Raw genomic sequence first — 16,784 nt, 5'->3', positions numbered from 1 at the left:
CCAAGGATAGAGGCTCACGCCTCCGAAAGACCCGCCATCCGGCGGGTCTTCCGCTTGCCGGATCATGATGCCCGAAAATTCCTCCTCAATGCGCGCCGAGCATGGCGCGGCGGATCTCCTCATGGGCGATCTCACCGTCCGAGCGCCTGAACTCCCGGTGGATGCGGCCATGCGCCAGCACATAGGCGCGCGACGACACGTCGATCGCCTGGAAGAAGCTCTGCTCCGCCATCAGGATCGTCATGTTGCTTTTTTCAGGAAGCTGGGTAATCGCGTTCAGCACGTCGCGCACGACGATCGGCGCGAGCCCCACCGAAGGCTCGTCGATGATGATGATCTTCGGCGACGTCATCAGCGAACGGGCAATCGCCAGCAATTGCTGCTGACCGCCGCTCATGGTCGAGGCGATCTGTTTGCGGCGCTCGTAAAGCAGCGGGAAGGTTTCGAAACAATAGGCGAGATTTTCCTTCATCCGGGCGGCGACGAGCGGATTGCTGCCGGCGAGCTTCAGGTTATCCTCGACCGAAATGTTCGGCACCAGCCGCCGGCCTTCCGGCACGATCGACAGGCCGAGCCGGACGATCTCATGCGGCCGGAGCTTTGTCAGATCGGTCGTCCTGCCGTCCCATTCGAGCAGGATGCGGCCGGCGCTCGCCCGCACGAAGCCGAGCACGCAGTTGAGCAGCGTGCTCTTGCCGTTGCCGTTCATGCCGAGCAGCGCGACCATCTCGCTTTCGTTCAATTCCAGCGAGACGCCGCGGAGCACGGAAACGGCACCGTAGCCGGCGGAAAGATTGTCGATGATCAGCCTATTCACCGAAATATACCTTCTGAACGAGCGGATTTTCGGCGATCTCGGTCGAGGTCCCCGACGCGATCAGCCGGCCTGTCTCGAAGCAGACGATCCGCTCCGAAAAGCGCATCACCGCGTGCATGATGTGCTCGATCATGATAACGGCCACGCCGGAGCGGTTGAGCGTCAGGAGGATCGCCAGGACCTCATCGATTTCCTCGTCCGACAGGCCGGCCATCGCCTCGTCGGCGATCAGCACCTTCGGATTGCCGACCAGCGCACGCGCGAGTTCCAGCTTGCGGAGTTCGAGCTGGGACAGGCTTTCGGAAGGATCTGAGATGCGGCCCGTCAATCCGACACTCGCCAGGACCGAGCGCGCCCGCTCCTCCTTGACCCCGTCCACATGGCAATAATCGAGTGGAACCAGCAGGTTTTCCAACACCGTCATGCCGGTGAAGGGTCGCGGAATCTGGAAGCTGCGGGAAATGCCGAGCCTCGCCCGCTTATGGGCCTCGATGTGGGAAATATCCCGGTCCTCGAAATGCACCGAGCCTCTGTCCGGACGATAGACGCCGGTGATGCAGTTGATCAGCGTCGTCTTGCCGGAGCCGTTCGGGCCGATGATGCCGAGCCGTTCGCCGGCGCGGAGATCGAGATCGACGGGGCCGAGCGCCCGGAACGCGCCGAAGACCTTCTCGACGCCCTTCAGGGAAAGAACGATATCGCTCACGATCTGGCCCTCCCCTGCCGGGGGCCGAAGAGATTGGCGATGCCGCCCGGCGCGAAAGCGACGAAGGCGATCAGCACCAGTCCGACGAACAGGATGTTGAGTTCGGACGAGATGGTGACGGTGGCGATCTGCTGGACGGAGGCGAGCAGCAGCGCGCCGAGCACCGGACCTGCCCAGCTCTTCGTTCCGCCGATCAGCGGCATGGCGATCGCGTTGAGGCCGATGATCAGGCTGAAGGCCGTGACCGGTTCGACGAAGGACGTGTAGAAGGGATAGGGCGCGCCCGCCGCCGCCAGCACCGCGCCGCTGAGCGCGCAGGCCAGCAGCTTCAGCCTGAGCGTCGGCACGCCGGAGCATTCGGCCGCGTCTTCACTCGCTCTGACGGCACGCAGGCCGCGACCGATCCAGGAGACCTCCACGAAGCGGGCGAGCGCCACGCTCACGGCGGCGACCACCAGCATGACGGTGAAATTGTATTGCGACGGACCGGGGCTCCAGGAGGGCGGGCGCGGACCGTAGACCGCCATGCCGCTCGCCCCGCCGAGGGCGGAGATGTTGTGCACGATCGTCTCCAGCACGACGACAAGACCGAGCGTGGCGATGGCGAAATAGACACCCTGAATGCGCAACGTCAGGTAACCCATCAGCACGCCGAGGATGGCGCCGAAGACTGCCGCGGCGAGGATGCAGAGCGGCAGCGGCAGACCGAAGGCGGTGAACAGAAACGCCGAAAGATAAACGCCCGCGCCGAAGAAGCCGGCCGCCCCGAAATTGATGTAGCCCGCGTAACCGCCGAGAATGTTCCAGCCGGTGGCAATCGTCACGTACTGAAGGACCACATAACCGGCGAAGAAGTAGAACGGGTTCTTCAGGACCCAGGGCATCAGGAAGCCAAGCGCCACGACGACGGCCACGCCTATCAGGAAAAGAGCGGAATTCCTGCTCATCGCGCGGCTCCGAACAGGCCCTGGGGACGGCTTGCGAGGCCAAGCAGAAGCACGGCGAAGGCAACGCCGGGGGACCAGGAGGGGTTGAGATAGCTGGAGACGAGCGCCTCCGCGATGCCGATGGCGATGGCGATCACCAGGCTGCCGGGTATCGACCCCATGCCGGCGAGCACGACGATCGCAAAGACGCGGCCGATCTGGTAGCGGCCGGCAAACGGCTCGACCGGACCGACCATGATGAGCGCCGCCCCCGCGACGACGGCGGTCGCGGTGGCGATGCCGAATGCATGCCGCTTGACGGAAGCCGGGTTGAGGCCGGCGATCGACAGCGCCCGCTCCTCGTGCGCCACCGCGCGGATCGCCGTGCCGGAATTGGTGCGGCTGAGATAAAGCCAGATAGCCGCGATCATGGCCGGGCCAAGCAGCGCCGGGATCAGCAGCCGGTAGGGGACGGTCAGCAGGCCGAGCTTGAGGCTTGAGCCGATATAGGAGGCGCCGACGGATTTCAGCTCGGAACCGAAGCTCAGCACCAGCAGGATTTCGACGACGAGCGACAGGCCGAAGAAGAGCGTCAAGCTCTGTAGCACGTTGGCCCCGCCCCTCCGCTCGAAGACGCTGGAATAGAAGAGATAGAGCGCCGCGCCGAGGATGTAGAACGGGACGAGGCCGATCAATGCGGCGACGATGGGATCCAGCCCCCATTGCGAGAGCGTGTAGACGAAGAATGCGCCGGCGACGACCAGCGTCGGGTGCGCGATATTGGGAATGTGCAGAATGCCGAAGGTGATGCCGAGCCCGAGGGCGAGCGAGGCATAAACGCTGCCCAGCAGAATGCCCGTCACGATGGCGTTCAGCAGAATGTCGATCGAAAACATTTACAAGCCCTTGAGCCGGCGGTCCGCCGGCTCTCTGGATCGGTTGATGGGATCAGCTGGCGCGCGCCTTGTTGTAGGGAGCGGCGAGATCGCCGGTTTTCAGCGAGGGCGGATCAAGAATGACCTGGCGACCCGGGCTGCGGAACTGTTCGAGATCGTTGCCGTCGATACCGCGCAGCTGCACCATCAGCACGCGCCGCTCCTTCCAGTCGCCGATCTCGTTGAAGGCGATCTTGCCCGCGATCGTATCCACCGCGTTGGCGTGCAGGAATTCCGCCATCTTGGCCGGATCGACCGAGTTCGCCCCCTTGATCGCGGCCGCCGCGAGCTCGCCGGCGACATAATAGAAGGGCGGGATGTAAAAGCCGAGCGGGTCGACGCCCTGCTTGACGGCAATCGGCGTGTACCGGTCGAAGAAGCCCTTGATCGCCGGCGTCTGCATGGTCGGCTCGGGAACGAAGGTATGCGAGTTCACGAGGCCGTTGAGCTCCGGGCCGAGCGCGCCGAGCAGCGCGCCGTATTGCGGCCCGATCATCGCGCCGCCGAAGAGCTTCACCTTGTCGGAAATGCCGATCTCCTTGACGCCGCGGATGATCGCCGTGCTGTCGGCCGGATAGGAGGCGATGAAGATCGCTTCCGGATCGGCCGCGTTGATGTTGCGGATGATCGAGGAGAAGTCGGAAGTGTTCGGCGGATAGCTTTGGTTGAACACGACCTCCATGCCGTATTCCTTGGCCACTTCCGCACCGCCCTTGGCGGCGTTCTTGGAGAATTCCAGGTCGGCATTGATGATGGCGATCTTCGCCACGCCCTGCGCCTTGGCGAGATCGAAGAAGCCGCGCGCCCAGTCGCGGCCGGAATTCGGTCCCCAAGGGCCGCTGTGGAAGAACTTGTCGTGCCTGGCGACGTCGTTGCCCGCAAGCCCGAACATGCCGATCATGAAAAGATCACGCTGCTTGATGAACGGCATGACCGGCGCGGATAGGTTTGCGCCGTAAGGCGAGAAGAGCACGTCGCAGGCATCCACGTCGACGAGCTTCGAATAGATCGCCGGCACGTTTGCGGCGCTGCTCTGGTCGTCGTAGATGACCAGCTCGACCCTACGGCCCAGAAGACCGCCGGCGGCATTGACGTCGTCGCGCCAAAGCTCGTAGCCGATGAGACCGTTTTTGGTGCTGGCGAGCGGCCCCGTCAGGGAAACGCTGGCTCCCACCCGGATCGGCTTGTCCTGCGCAAAAGCCTTGCTCCCCAGGATTGCAGGGGCGGCAAGTCCGGCGGCCGCGGCGACCGCGAGCTTGTGAAACTCACGCCTTGTCTTCATAGCTTTTCCCTCCCAAGAAAATTCGCTAGACGAATAAATATTCGCATAACGATAGGCAGCAGCCCTTGCGCTTGTCAATCCCGTGTGCCAACGAAAAAGGGAAGTGCAGGAGAATTCGATGATCGACAGCAATTCGCCCGAGTTCGTCGAGGCGCTGGCAAGAGGTCTGTCCGTCCTGGAAGCCTTCGACGCCAAGGACCCCGAAATGACGCTCGCGGAGCTTTCGCGAAAGGTCGGCATGCCGATCGCCACCGTCCGGCGCAACGTTCTCACCCTCGAAGCGCTCGGTTTCATCCGCCGCCACAACAAGCATTTCCTGCTGGCGCCCCGCATCCTCGCCCTGGGATCTGCCTATCTGAACGCGTTCAATGTCGAGGAAGCGGTGACGCCGGAACTGCACCGCATCACCTCGCAGTTCGGCGATGCGGCCAACATGGCCGTGCTGGACGGGACGAACGTGCTCTACATCGCCCATCTTTCCGAAAGCCGCGGCGTGCGCCGCAATGCGAGTCTCGGCGTCACCTATCCGGCCTATGCCACCTCGATGGGCCGCGTCCTGCTCGCCGCCCTGCCGGAGGAGGAGATCGCCCGGTATTTCGAGGCCTACAATCCGGTGAAGCTCACGGACTACACCGTCACGGAGGAAACCGAGCTGCGCGACATCCTGATCGAGACCCGCGCCAAGGGCTATTCGATCACTGTCGACCAGCTCGACTATGGCATCACCGCAATCGCCGTGCCGGTGAAGGACAGTACCGGCCGCGTCGTCTGTTCGATCAACAGTTCCGGCTATACGCCGCGCCTCACGCCCGATGAGCTGATCGCGCAGCGCCTGCCGGAAATGCGGCTGGCGGCCAACCGCCTCTCGCAGCTTTTCACGCGGTTTCCGGCACTGCTGCATTCGCTGGCGCCGACGGCGGCGGTGGCCCGCTAATCTCTTCCGTTCCGTCCGAAATTTCTGCATGCGCCAAGGCCGGGGCTTGACACCTTCGGCTTTTTGCGAGTTCATTATACGAATATAAATTCGCTCAGCGAATACTTGGTAATCCTAGGGAGGAATTCTCATGGCGCGATTGAAGGTCGCCGTCATCGTCGGCAGCGCACGCCAGGCTTCGCTCAACAGGCTCCTGGCTCTGGCCCTGACGAGGCTCGCGAAGGCCGACCTCGAATTCGAGTGGGTGACGATCCGCGACCTGCCGATCTTCGATCAGGACGTGCTGGATGCCGGCATACCGCCCGAGGTCGAGCGGCTGAAAGGCCAGATCGCCCGGGCCGACGCCCTGCTCTTCGTGACGCCGGAGCACAACCGCTCGATTTCCGCCATGCTGAAGAACGCGATCGACTGGGGTTCCCGGCCGCGGGATGCCAGCGTCTGGGCCGGCAAGCCGGCGGCGATCACCGGCGCCTCATACGGACGGATCGGCACTGCGGCGGCGCAGCAGCACCTGCGTGCCATCCTCGGCTGCCTCGACGTCGCCGTCATGGGGCTGCCGGAAGCCTTCATCCATCTCCATCCCGGGCTCATCACACCGGAGGGCGAGGTGACGAACGAGGAGACCCGTCTCTTCCTGCAGGGCTTCATGGACCAGTTCGACCACTGGGCGGGCCGCTTCGCCGGCAAGCCGAGCGCCGCCGCCTAGCCATCCAAAATAAGGACTCCAGCATGAAAATCGGCAAGCAGTCTGCACCGTACCAGGCGATCTGCACCTCGAATCCGGAGACGATCATCGTCCGCGGCCATGACCTCGTCGAGAACCTCGTCGGGGCGATTTCCTTCACGGAATATACGTGGCTGCTGGTCGCCGGCTCGCTGCCGAACGAAAAACAGCGCCGCATGCTGGACGCGACGCTGGTGGCAATCGCCGAGCACGGGCTGGTACCGAGCGTCCAGGCCGCCCGCATGACGCTGGCCGCCTCTCCGGAAGCGGTGCAGGGCGCGGTCGCCGCCGGGCTTCTCGGCTGCGGTTCGGTGATCCTCGGCGCGTCCGAATCGGCCGGCGCCTTTTTCCGCGACGTGGGGGAACAGAAAGAAGCCGACGGAAGCACGATCGAGGCGGCGGTGGAAAAGCTGCTCCGCCGCCACAAGGACGAGAAGAAGCCGGTGCCCGGCTACGGCCATCCGCTGCACAAGGGGCACGATCCGCGCGCCGAACGGCTGCTGGCGATTGCCCGTGAGCTCGGCCTGGCGGGCATTCATTGCGAGATCGCCAAGACGGTCGAAAAGCTGATCCCCGGCATCATCGGCAAGCCGCTCGTCATGAACGTGTCGAGCGCCATTCCCTGCGTGCTGCTCGATGCAGGTTATCCGCTGCTGGCGCTGAAGGGCGTGCCGCTGCTGGCGCGCACCGCAGGCCTGATCGGCCATCTGCTCGAGGAACAGACCCGCCCGATCGGCTTCATCATGTCCCATGCGGCGGCGGCGGCCGTCGAATACGACGGTCCCGCCCCCGAGGGCTTCGTCGCGAACGAAAACTAGGATCCGGAAATGCTGACTGCTTTGAACCAAATCCGCGTCGTCGAACAGGGCACGTTCATCACCGGCCCCTGCGCCGGGATGATGCTCGCCGACCTCGGCGCCGACGTCATCAAGATCGAATCGGCCGGCAACGGCGATCCCTACCGCAGCTTCAAGACCGGTTTCTACAGCGCCCATTTCCAGGCCTATAACCGCAACAAGCGGGCGATCGGGCTGGATCTGAAGAGCGAGAAGGATCGCGAGGTCTTCTACCAGCTCATCGCCCAGGCGGACGTCTACATCCAGAATTTCCGTCCGGGTGCCGCAGCCCGCATCGGCGCCGATTACGAGACGCTGTCGAAGATCAATCCCAAGCTCATCTACTGCTCGATCAGCGGCTTCGGCCCGGACGGTCCTTACGCACAGCGCCCGGTCTACGATTCCGTCGCGCAGGCGGTAAGCGGGTTCCTCAGCGTCGCGATCGACCTGGAACAGCCGCGCTTCATCGGCCCGGCGCTCGCCGACGCGATCACCGGCATCTATGCCTCCCTCGGCATCTCGGCGGCTCTGGTCGAGCGCAGCCGCACCGGCAAGGGCAGGCGCATCGACATCTCGATGGTCGAGGCGATGATGCATTTCGCCGTCGAGCCCTTCATGGGCTATTTCGCGCTCGGCGAGGAACCGAGCGGCGTCGACCGCCCCCGCCTCGCCCAGGCCTTCATCGTCCGCTGCAAGGACGACAAGCTTTTCGCCTTCCATCTTTCCTCGCTCGACAAGTTCTGGGACGCGCTGGTCGAAGCAATCGAAGGCCAGCAATTGGCAAAGGACGAACGCTTCTCGCAGCGCCTGATGCGCATCGACAATTACGAGGCACTGAATGCCGAGCTGAACGCGATCTTCGCCACCAGAACGCGGCCGGAATGGGTGGAACGCTTCTCGAAATTCGACGTGCCCTTCGCGCCGATCAACACGATCCCGGACGTGGTGGATGATCCACAGGCGCAGCATCTGGAAATGTTCGTGCCGGTCGCCGGCCGGATCGAGGGCGCGGAGCAAACGGTGCGGCCCGCCTATTCCTTTGACGGCAAGCGCGCGAAGACGGTCCGCGCCGCGCCCGTCGTCAATCAGCACGGCGAGGAGATCCGCTCTGCTCTCACGCAAAATCCCGGCGTATGGCCGGAGCTGAAACCGGAAGCGGAATCGATGGCAGCCGCACAATAAATCGATGTATTCACTGAGCGGATTTGGAGGAGAGACATGGCGACACTGGCAGCGGTCCTTGCGACCACACATCACCCATTTTACCTGAAGGCGACAACCATGCCGCCGGAGCAACAGATGCCGCAGGCTCCGGAATGGAAGCGCAAGGTCGAGGCCTATCGCGAGACCCTGACGCGCGCCAAGCCGGACATCCTGGTCATGATCGGCGCCGACCATTTCCACCAGCTCTTCCTCGACAACTACCCGCAGTTCCTGATCGGCAAGGCGCCGCGCTACGACGCCACCTTCTATAACGAGGAGCGCGAGTTCGGCATTCCGAAATACGTGCTGGAAGGGCATGAGGAACTGTCGAACTTCATGCATCAGGGCCTGATGGGTCGCGGCTTCGACTTCGCCTTCAGCCACGAGTTGAAGCTCGACCATTCGATCATCTGCCCGATCATCACCACGCGGCCGGATGCCGACCTGCCGGTCGTGCCGATCTATACGAACATCTTCGTGCCGCCGCTGCCCTCGCCGAAGCGTTTCTGGGATCTCGGCCGCGCCATCCGCGAGATCATCGACGAATATCCGTCCGACAAGCGCATCGCGGCCGTCGGCAGCGGTCATCTGTCGCTCGAGCTCGGGGGACCGCGCCAGTTCAAGGAAACCGGTCCGGACCCGGAATTCGACCGCAAGGCGATCGAATGGCTCTCGACCGGCAATATCGACGCCATCCTTCAAAACGTCACCCATGAGAGCATGACGAAGAGCGGCAACGCCACGCACGGCTTCATGGATCTGATCCTGATGATGGGGATCGCCGGGCCGATCCCGACCGCCTATCACGACAATCTCGACCTCTTCCACACGATGGAGGCCTATTTCACCTGGTATCCGGAAGGAGCTGCAGCATGAGCAAGTATTATGTGAACAAGTTCCTCTTCACCGTCGATCGGGACCCGGAGCTCCTGCGCCGCTACAAGGAAGACCCTCGATCACTGGTTGCGAGCTGGGAACAGTCGATCGGCCCTCGACTGAACGATGCCGAGCTCTCGACCGTAAACTTCCTGACGGATGCCGAACGCGAAGCGCTGATCAACCACGACTACGTGGCGCTGTTCGAGATGGGAGCCCATTTCTTCCTGTCGCTGACGATCTTCATCGCCATCTACGACGAGGATTACATGGCAAGGAGCGGGCCCCTCTCCTTCCAGCGCGAGTTCGCCGAAAAGCTCCAGCACTGGACGGGCAAGGACTATCCATCGGTCGCACTGTGGCAGGCAGCCGCCCGTTGAGAGGCGCATCCGAGCAAGGCCTTTCGTTGCCTATCCGGCAGCGGGAGGCATCGTGATTTTGACTGGGAGAGGAAGGATCATGTGCAAATTCTGTGGTAACCGCACACACGCGCCGGCTGAACTCGGCGGCGGTTCCGGCAAGATTGTAGCCGCGCCGAGCAATATGCCCGCCGGTATCGGAGATGCCGATCGCCTGACCCTCATTCGAGGCGGCGCGGTGCTCTCCATGGACGGCGCGGTCGGCAATTTCGCCAAGGGCGACGTACTGATCCGCGGATCGCGGATCGTCGAGGTCGCCGCGTCGATCAACGCGCCGGAAGCGGCCGTCATCGACGCCTCGGGTATGATCGTCATGCCTGGCTTCGTCGATACGCATCATCACCAGTTCGAAACGGCGCTTCGAAGCCTGCTTGCCGATGCGATCCTCATCAATGACGGACGGCCGGAAAGCGCGGCCAATTATTACGAATGGATGCTGCAGAAATTCTCGGTCCTCTACCGGCCGCAGGACGTCTACATTTCCGAACTGTTCGGCAGCCTCTCCCAGATCGACGCCGGCGTGACGGCCGTCATGGACGTGAGCCAGATCCACCATTCGCCGGAACATTCCGACGCGGCGATCGCGGCACTTCGCGATGCCGGGCGCCGCGCCGCCTTCGGCTATTTCGAAGGCTGGGGCGATGCATCCAAATATCCGGGCGACGCACGGCGCATCAAGGCCGAGCATTTTTCAAGCCACGACCAGTTGCTCACCATGGTCATGGGCGGGGAGATCTACCTTCCCTTCCACGAGGAAGCCTGGGCGCTTGGCCGCGAGCTCGGCATTCCGGTCGCGCTGCATGTCGTCGGCACGTTCGGCATGCAGCCGGTCTTCGACCAGCTCGCCGAGGCCGCAAAATTCGGGCCGGACAATATCTTCATCCACATGACCGGCATGAGTGAAATGGCCTGGAAGCGCGCCGCCGATGCCGGAGCGCACGTGTCGCTCTCCGTTCCGATCGAGATGCAGATGCGCCACGGCAATCCGCCGCTGCAGAAGGCTCTCGATCTCGGGCTTCAGCCGTCGCTCTCGACGGATGTGGAATGCACCATGACCGCCGACATGTTCACCCAGATGCGCTCTGCGATCACGCTCCAGCGCATGCTGGCCAACGACAAGGCGCTGCGCGGCGAAGACTATCCAAAACTTCTTTCGGCCATGGATGTCTTACGGTTCGCCACCATCGAAGGCGCGCGCGGACTGAAACTCGACCACAAGACAGGCACGCTGACGCCGGGCAAGGAGGCCGACATCATCCTGCTCGATGCCAACGCCATCAACGTCGCACCGCTGAACCACGTGCCGGGCGCGGTCGTAACGCTGATGGAGCGGTCGAACGTCTCCACGGTCCTCTGTGCCGGCAAGCTCCGTAAATGGCAGGGCACCCTTCTGGGGCATGACATCGGCAAACTGAGGTCGGAACTGGAGGCAAGCCGCGACTTCCTCGTCGAGGCGGCAGGGGTCGCAACAGATCTTTTTTAGGCTCGCGGCTTGCGGAGGCGTCCTCCTTCGAGGCAGACAATGGTCACCGCTTTGCCATGCAATGCATGTCTCGGTGCATTCACACGATAGATGCGAGATTGGGGACCGTCACACCGTCGCGCAGCACCCTTCCGTTCGACGAAGAATGTGTGGTTCAGGGGAGCGCGATGAAGCCAACGAGTCAACAATCAAGAACGATGTTGCCACGGGGAATGCCCTGGCACAGCAATACCTGGCCCCGGGCCACGAACGGTTCTTCGGCGACCGGATAGCTGACTTGTCCGCTGACGATGCGCTGGATGCATGATTGACACTCTCCGCTACGACAGGAGTATTGAATATGAATGTCGTTGGCCAACGCGAGATCGAGCAGCGATCCGCTTTCCGGCTTCCATGTCACAAGCTTTCCCGATCGGGCGAATTCCACGGTACAGGGCGCCCGGGCCGCCAATGCTCCCGGCGAGGCGAAACCGGCCTCCCCACTCCTGGCCTCGAACGCCTCCATCCGGATGCTTTCCGGAGCCGCGCCCATCGCGACCAACCCTTCTTTCAGCGAGGTCATGAAGGCATCCGGACCGCAGATATAAAAATCGGCCTCGGTGACCGGCACGTGGGCGGCGAGCATGGCAGCGTCCATGCGGCCCTGATGGTGGCAAGTGTCGCCTTCCTCCGGCCGAGAATAGACCGTCAGCAGCTTGATGGCAGAGTTTGCCATAGCCAAGCGCAACGCTTCCCCCGCGAACAGATGATGCCTTCCGCTTCGCGCTGCATGGACGAACCAGACGTCGCGTCCGCTCGCTTCCGTCGCCAGATGCTCGGCCATCGGCAAGAGCGGCGTGATGCCAACCCCGGCACTGACCAGCGCCACCGGACGATGCGGTGCGCTGTCCAGTACGAATTTCCCCGCCGGCGCGCCAACGCGCACCTCGTCCCCGACCGCGATCCTGTCATGCAGCATGGCCGAAACGCCATCGTTGCCGACCCGGCGAACCGAGATGCGCAGCGAATATCGGTCCGGAATGCCGGAAACCGAATAGCAGCGACGCTGCTTGCTCAATCGCTCGTCCTGCGGCAGCGAAACCGTGACGAACTGGCCCGGCGCCGCATGGCCGACCGGTGCGCTGTCGCGCGGCTTCAGCACGAAGGACACCACGTCCGGGCTTTCCTGCTTGCGCGCAACGCAGGTGAAGCTGCGCAGACCGACCCAGGCCGGAGCGCGCGTGTCGGACCATATGCGCGAGCGGGTAAAGGCGGCTGAACAATGGAAGTAGATTTCCTGCGGCTGCACGCTCAACAGGCGCTGTCCATCTGCTTCCCCGGTCACTTCGCGATAGGTGCCGTTGAGGCGAAGGGCATCGCACCGCCCCGGCTCGGCGGCCAGCAGCGCGCATCCGGCGGAGTGAGGTATGGCCGACCGCCCCGTTCCCTCACGACCGATCTCCAGCAGGAAAGACGGATGGTTCTTTTCCCGATCGAGCTGGAGCGGTGCACTGCCAGCCAATTCGATCAGGAGTTCGCCGCCTTCGCTTTCATGGGCGAAAACGATGAAACGGGCAGCGTCGATGAACGACATGAAGCCGGGGCTCGGAAAATCATAGACCTTGGTCTGCACGATGGGACTCGGCGTGCCGTAAAAATCCCGCAGGCCGGAATCGGCAAGGCGGCGTTCGGCAGCGGCATCGTAAAGCACCGGGTTGCGGCCATGCTCGGCCTGCCATTGCTTGTCGCTGAAATAGATATCCAGCGCATCCAGCGGCGGCTTCCTGCCCGAGGGATCGACCCAAAAGCCGCTTTTGCGAAAAGCCTCGCTCTCGACGAATTCCACCTTCGTCGGGGTCAGCACCATGACGCTCAGCGCGCGGTTCTCGTCAGCCGGAAAAGCGTCGATATCGTCATCGGCCTGCGATAAGCAAGCGCGCGCGGCGATCCGCAGATAGGTCTCGCAATGCCGGTTGAGCAGCAGCAACGCAACGTCGGGATTGCTCAGGATATTGCCGATCGTATCCAGCCGTTTGTTGCCTATATAGTCGGGAAGCAACAGGCTGCCATCCGCCCGCAGCCTGACCACGGAAGGCTGGCCCCCGCGCGGCGACACGTCCATCGCCCCCTCGCCATTGCGCGAAGCGATGAAAAGCAACGTCGCCTGCTCGATGAACGATCGGGTGCGGTGGTCCATGGCTTGGTTATCCCTGCACTGGAACGCCGGCCAAAGCCCGGCGCTTGAAGAAGTCGCGACCGGGTACGGCGTCCAGCAGGCGGCGCGTATAATCGGCGCGTGGCGTCTCGAACAGTTCCGCCGCATGGGCCTGCTCGACGATGCGGCCGGCCTGCATGACGACGATACGGTCGGCAATCTCGCGGGCGACCCTCAGGTCGTGGGTGATGAATAGCATGCTGAGCCCAATCTCCGCCTTCAGGTCCGACAGCAGTTTCAGCACCTGCGCCTGCACGGACACATCGAGCGCCGAAACGGCCTCGTCGGCAATCAGGCAGATCGGATCAAGCGCCAGCGCACGGGCGATACAGATTCGCTGTCGCTGGCCGCCGGAGAACTCATGGGGAAAACGGTCGAGTGCGTGTGCCCCAAGGCCCACTTTCTCCAGCCAGCGGATGGCGGTCGCCACCGCCTCGGACCGCGACGCCCCGAAGGCCATGGGACCGCGGATGATACTTTCCCCGACCTTCAAACGTGGGTCGAGCGAGGCATAGGGATCCTGAAACACGATCTGCATCCTGCGCCGGAACTGGCGCAGCGCCTCGCCCTTCATTGCCCGAACCCGGGCGCCGTCGAACAGGATCTCGCCGTTATCCGGCTCGATCAGGCGCAGCACCATGCGTGCCAGCGTCGACTTGCCGGAACCGCTTTCGCCGACGATCGCCAGCGTATCGCCACGGTTCAGGGTGAGATCGAGGCCTTCGGCCGCCACCACCCGCCGTGGCGGCGCGAACAGGCCCTGACGCGTGGTGAAGACCTTCTGCAGGTTCCTGATTTCCATCAGCGGTGCGTCCTTGGCGACCGCCGCACGTACGGAACCGCGCCCCGGCACTGCATCGAGCAGATCGCGGGTATAATCGTTCTGCGGATTGTCCAGCACGGCCGAGGACGCCCCCTGCTCGACCACCTTGCCGTGACGCAGCACGACGACCCGGTCAGCGATATCGGCGACGACGCCGATGTCATGGGTGATGAACAGCACGCCCATGTCGCGCGTCTTCTGCAGATTGCGGATCAGGTCGAGGATCTGTCGCTGGGTGGTGACGTCGAGAGCCGTGGTCGGCTCGTCGGCGATCAGCAGCCTGGGATCGTTGGCGAGCGCCATGGCGATCATCACGCGCTGGCGCTGGCCGCCGGACAGCTGGAACGGATAGGCCGAAACAAGCGAGACCGGGTCGGGCAGGCCGACTTGGCCGAACAGTTCCAGCACGCGGGCATCGACCTGCGCATCGGATGTCCGCCCATGGATGCGGATCGCTTCCGCGACCTGTTGCCCGACCCGCGCCAGCGGATTGAGCGCGGTCAGCGGCTCCTGGAAGATCATCGCGATTTCGTTGCCGCGTATCGCCCGCATCTCGTGGGGCGCAAGGCGCAGCAGGTCGCGGCCTCCGAAGCGGATTTCACCGCCACGGGCCGTGACCTGTTTCGGAAGCAGGCCGAGGATAGCGTGCGCGGTCATCGACTTGCCGGAGCCGCTTTCGCCCACAAGGCAGACGATCTCGTTGGAATTGACCGTGACGCTGATGCCATCGACGGCGTGATGACGATCCGCACCCGTGGGCAGGCCAATGACCAGCTCGTCGATCGAAAGCAAGGGCTCGGTCATGCGCGGGAAATCCTCGGATTGAGCGTATCGTTCAGCGCCTCGCCCACCAGGTTGATGGCAATCACGGTGAGCAGAATGGCGATGCCCGGAAACACGCTCATCCACCATGCCTGACGGATCACGGTGCGGCCGGCGCCGATCATATAGCCCCAGCTCATGAAATTGGGATCGCCCAAGCCCATGAAGGACAGCGCCGCCTCGATCAGGATGGCGGCAGCGACCGTCAGCGAGCCGGCAACGATGATCGGGGAGACGGCATTGGGCAGAACATGGCGCACGACGACAGAAATGGTGGATTGCCCTTGGCAGCGTGCCGCCTGCACGAACTCGCGCTGGGAAACCGTCTTGACCTGGGCGCGGGTCAGGCGCGACAAAGGCGGCCAGCTCACCAGTCCGATCGCGAGGATGATGGTCGTGATCGACGGGGTCAGGATAGCGACGAACAGGATTGCCAGCACGAAGCTCGGGATGGTCTGGAATACCTCGGTGAAGCGCACGATCGCGCTATCGACCGCGCCACCGGCATAGCCGGCAATACAGCCGAGAAGGACGCCGATGCCCAAGGCCGTCAGTGTCGATGCGAAGCCGATCAGAATGGAAACGCGGGCGCCATGGACGATGCCGGCAGCGATATCGCGGCCGAGCGTGTCGGAACCGAGCAGCATGCCGTTCTCACCCGGACGGCTGAAGGGAATGCCAGCCATCTCCCAGGGAGAGGCGGGATAGAGCAGCGGTGCCACGACAGCCAGCAGGCAGACCAGGCTCAGAAGCAGGAGGCCGACCACACCGGCCGGGCGTTTCATAAACGTGCGCATGAAATCACGCATAGACTTCTCCTATCGCCCGTTGATGCGCGGATCGATGATCCGGTGCAGAAAGTCGGTCAGCAGATTGGTCGCGATGACCAGGATCGACATGATGAGGAATAGGCCGAGAAGAACCGGATAATCCCGAGCGGTCACCGCATCGTAGGTAAGCCGGCCGATGCCCGGCCAGGAGAATACGGTTTCCACCACCACGGCGCCGCCGATCAGTGCACCGGCCTGAAGGCCGGCAAAGGTGACGACCGGCACGGCGGCATTCCGCAGCATGTGCCGCCTGAGAACCTGGCCCTCGTTCAGGCCCTTGGCGCGCGCAGTGCGCACATGATCCTCATGGGACACCTCGATCAGCGAGGAGCGCATGAGGCGTGTGTAGACGGCGATGTAGATTGCCGCCAGCGTGACGACGGGAAGGATCAGATGCTTGGCGACATCCAGCGCATATTCGACCGGGCCGAAACCGGACGCCCGGATATTGGCGTAGCCGAAGGCTGGCAGCCATTCGAGCTGGATCGAGAAGATCAGCACCAGCATGAGGCCGAGCCAGAATACCGGTGTCGCGTAAAAAATGAGCGAGATCAGCGAAATGACGAGATCCGACCATGTGCCGTGGCGGCGACCGGCAAAGGCCCCGAACAGCACGCCGCCGATCAGGGAGAGAAAGAAGGCCGAAAGCGTCAGCATAAGCGTCGGGCCGAGCCGCTCGAGGATAAGCTGGCTCACATCCGCACGCTGGCGGTATGAATAGCCGAGATCGAACTGCACCACCTTGCCGATATAAGTGCCCAACTGCACCAGAAACGGCTTATCCAGTCCATATTCGGCGCGAACCTGCTCGATGAACTTCGTGTCGGCGGCACCGGATTGCCCGGCGATGACCATGGCAGGATCGCCGGGCGCCGAATGAATGAGGACGAAATTGACGCAAGCGATCACCAGGATCGTGAACACGATCCCCGCAAGCTTGGCGAAGAGACGGGAAATGATCGTCATCGGCTGCT

General features: G+C 63.2%; 16 protein-coding genes. 7 read left to right on the top strand and 9 right to left on the bottom strand.

Annotated elements, in window-relative coordinates; all coding sequences use genetic code 11:
- Window positions 1-85 precede the first annotated feature (85 nt).
- From ACMGE0_RS14490 to ACMGE0_RS14470, 5 genes are read right to left on the bottom strand one after another with little or no spacing between them, the layout of a single operon-like run.
- Complete coding sequence (locus ACMGE0_RS14490) at window positions 86-817, bottom strand: ABC transporter ATP-binding protein (protein WP_436816570.1); 732 nt, start codon at window positions 815-817, stop codon at window positions 86-88.
- A complete protein-coding gene (locus ACMGE0_RS14485) occupies window positions 810-1,523 on the bottom strand; it encodes an ABC transporter ATP-binding protein (RefSeq protein ID WP_436816569.1) in 714 nt (237 codons plus the stop codon). Before ACMGE0_RS14485 ends, ACMGE0_RS14490 begins: the two co-directional genes overlap by 8 nt.
- Window positions 1,520-2,470 (bottom strand): branched-chain amino acid ABC transporter permease, encoded by a 951-nt coding sequence (locus ACMGE0_RS14480; RefSeq protein WP_436816568.1) that lies wholly within the window; start codon window positions 2,468-2,470, stop codon window positions 1,520-1,522. Before ACMGE0_RS14480 ends, ACMGE0_RS14485 begins: the two co-directional genes overlap by 4 nt.
- Window positions 2,467-3,345: a branched-chain amino acid ABC transporter permease gene (locus ACMGE0_RS14475; RefSeq protein WP_436816567.1), complete on the bottom strand. Its 879-nt coding sequence runs from the start codon at window positions 3,343-3,345 to the stop codon at window positions 2,467-2,469. The genes ACMGE0_RS14480 and ACMGE0_RS14475 overlap by 4 nt, the downstream gene beginning before the upstream one ends.
- Window positions 3,346-3,397: 52 nt before the next feature.
- On the bottom strand, window positions 3,398-4,666 hold the full coding sequence (locus ACMGE0_RS14470) for an amino acid ABC transporter substrate-binding protein (protein ID WP_436816566.1): 1,269 nt from the start codon (window positions 4,664-4,666) through the stop codon (window positions 3,398-3,400).
- 118 nt (window positions 4,667-4,784) lie between these two features.
- Between ACMGE0_RS14470 and ACMGE0_RS14465 the strand changes: the two genes are divergently transcribed.
- From ACMGE0_RS14465 to ACMGE0_RS14435, 7 genes are all read left to right on the top strand, one after another.
- Complete coding sequence (locus tag ACMGE0_RS14465; protein ID WP_436816565.1) at window positions 4,785-5,600, top strand: IclR family transcriptional regulator domain-containing protein; 816 nt, start codon at window positions 4,785-4,787, stop codon at window positions 5,598-5,600.
- Window positions 5,601-5,730: 130 nt separating this feature from the next.
- Window positions 5,731-6,306, top strand: a complete 576-nt coding sequence (locus tag ACMGE0_RS14460) for an NADPH-dependent FMN reductase (protein ID WP_436816564.1) — start codon at window positions 5,731-5,733, stop codon at window positions 6,304-6,306.
- A gap of 23 nt (window positions 6,307-6,329) precedes the next feature.
- Window positions 6,330-7,142: a citryl-CoA lyase gene (locus tag ACMGE0_RS14455; protein ID WP_436816563.1), complete on the top strand. Its 813-nt coding sequence runs from the start codon at window positions 6,330-6,332 to the stop codon at window positions 7,140-7,142.
- 9 nt (window positions 7,143-7,151) lie between these two features.
- Complete coding sequence (locus ACMGE0_RS14450; RefSeq protein WP_436816562.1) at window positions 7,152-8,342, top strand: CaiB/BaiF CoA transferase family protein; 1,191 nt, start codon at window positions 7,152-7,154, stop codon at window positions 8,340-8,342.
- A gap of 36 nt (window positions 8,343-8,378) precedes the next feature.
- Window positions 8,379-9,239 (top strand): DODA-type extradiol aromatic ring-opening family dioxygenase, encoded by an 861-nt coding sequence (locus ACMGE0_RS14445; RefSeq protein WP_436816561.1) that lies wholly within the window; start codon window positions 8,379-8,381, stop codon window positions 9,237-9,239.
- Complete coding sequence (locus ACMGE0_RS14440) at window positions 9,236-9,619, top strand: hypothetical protein (protein ID WP_436816560.1); 384 nt, start codon at window positions 9,236-9,238, stop codon at window positions 9,617-9,619. Before ACMGE0_RS14445 ends, ACMGE0_RS14440 begins: the two co-directional genes overlap by 4 nt.
- Before the next feature lie 79 nt (window positions 9,620-9,698).
- Complete coding sequence (locus tag ACMGE0_RS14435) at window positions 9,699-11,141, top strand: amidohydrolase family protein (protein WP_436816559.1); 1,443 nt, start codon at window positions 9,699-9,701, stop codon at window positions 11,139-11,141.
- 181 nt (window positions 11,142-11,322) lie between these two features.
- Here ACMGE0_RS14435 and ACMGE0_RS14430 read toward each other — a convergent pair whose 3' ends face one another.
- From ACMGE0_RS14430 to ACMGE0_RS14415, 4 genes are read right to left on the bottom strand one after another with little or no spacing between them, the layout of a single operon-like run.
- A complete protein-coding gene (locus ACMGE0_RS14430) occupies window positions 11,323-13,317 on the bottom strand; it encodes a 2Fe-2S iron-sulfur cluster-binding protein (RefSeq protein ID WP_436816558.1) in 1,995 nt (664 codons plus the stop codon).
- Window positions 13,318-13,324: 7 nt separating this feature from the next.
- Window positions 13,325-14,962, bottom strand: coding sequence for an ABC transporter ATP-binding protein (locus ACMGE0_RS14425; protein ID WP_436816557.1), 1,638 nt, complete (start codon window positions 14,960-14,962; stop codon window positions 13,325-13,327).
- A complete protein-coding gene (locus ACMGE0_RS14420; protein ID WP_436816556.1) occupies window positions 14,959-15,789 on the bottom strand; it encodes an ABC transporter permease in 831 nt (276 codons plus the stop codon). Before ACMGE0_RS14420 ends, ACMGE0_RS14425 begins: the two co-directional genes overlap by 4 nt.
- Window positions 15,790-15,798: 9 nt before the next feature.
- A complete protein-coding gene (locus tag ACMGE0_RS14415) occupies window positions 15,799-16,776 on the bottom strand; it encodes an ABC transporter permease (protein ID WP_436816555.1) in 978 nt (325 codons plus the stop codon).
- Between the last annotated feature and the right edge of the window lie 8 nt (window positions 16,777-16,784).

The organism is Neorhizobium descurainiae, assembly GCF_051400715.1.
GTDB lineage: Bacteria > Pseudomonadota > Alphaproteobacteria > Rhizobiales > Rhizobiaceae > Neorhizobium.
Note: the sequence above shows the minus strand (reverse complement) of the source record. Positions and strands in the feature narration are given on the sequence as shown.

What these genes read in the sequence shown, in the direction of transcription:
- ACMGE0_RS14420 (WP_436816556.1), bottom strand. Translation starts at nt 15,789, where the DNA reads ATGCGTGATTTCATGCGCACGTTTATGAAACGCCCGGCCGGTGTGGTC.
- ACMGE0_RS14475 (WP_436816567.1), bottom strand. Translation starts at nt 3,345, where the DNA reads ATGTTTTCGATCGACATTCTGCTGAACGCCATCGTGACGGGCATTCTG.
- ACMGE0_RS14415 (WP_436816555.1), bottom strand. Translation starts at nt 16,776, where the DNA reads ATGACGATCATTTCCCGTCTCTTCGCCAAGCTTGCGGGGATCGTGTTC.
- ACMGE0_RS14440 (WP_436816560.1), top strand. Translation starts at nt 9,236, where the DNA reads ATGAGCAAGTATTATGTGAACAAGTTCCTCTTCACCGTCGATCGGGAC.
- ACMGE0_RS14450 (WP_436816562.1), top strand. Translation starts at nt 7,152, where the DNA reads ATGCTGACTGCTTTGAACCAAATCCGCGTCGTCGAACAGGGCACGTTC.
- ACMGE0_RS14480 (WP_436816568.1), bottom strand. Translation starts at nt 2,470, where the DNA reads ATGAGCAGGAATTCCGCTCTTTTCCTGATAGGCGTGGCCGTCGTCGTG.
- ACMGE0_RS14455 (WP_436816563.1), top strand. Translation starts at nt 6,330, where the DNA reads ATGAAAATCGGCAAGCAGTCTGCACCGTACCAGGCGATCTGCACCTCG.
- ACMGE0_RS14470 (WP_436816566.1), bottom strand. Translation starts at nt 4,666, where the DNA reads ATGAAGACAAGGCGTGAGTTTCACAAGCTCGCGGTCGCCGCGGCCGCC.
- ACMGE0_RS14435 (WP_436816559.1), top strand. Translation starts at nt 9,699, where the DNA reads ATGTGCAAATTCTGTGGTAACCGCACACACGCGCCGGCTGAACTCGGC.
- ACMGE0_RS14445 (WP_436816561.1), top strand. Translation starts at nt 8,379, where the DNA reads ATGGCGACACTGGCAGCGGTCCTTGCGACCACACATCACCCATTTTAC.
- ACMGE0_RS14460 (WP_436816564.1), top strand. Translation starts at nt 5,731, where the DNA reads ATGGCGCGATTGAAGGTCGCCGTCATCGTCGGCAGCGCACGCCAGGCT.
- ACMGE0_RS14465 (WP_436816565.1), top strand. Translation starts at nt 4,785, where the DNA reads ATGATCGACAGCAATTCGCCCGAGTTCGTCGAGGCGCTGGCAAGAGGT.
- ACMGE0_RS14430 (WP_436816558.1), bottom strand. Translation starts at nt 13,317, where the DNA reads ATGGACCACCGCACCCGATCGTTCATCGAGCAGGCGACGTTGCTTTTC.
- ACMGE0_RS14425 (WP_436816557.1), bottom strand. Translation starts at nt 14,962, where the DNA reads ATGACCGAGCCCTTGCTTTCGATCGACGAGCTGGTCATTGGCCTGCCC.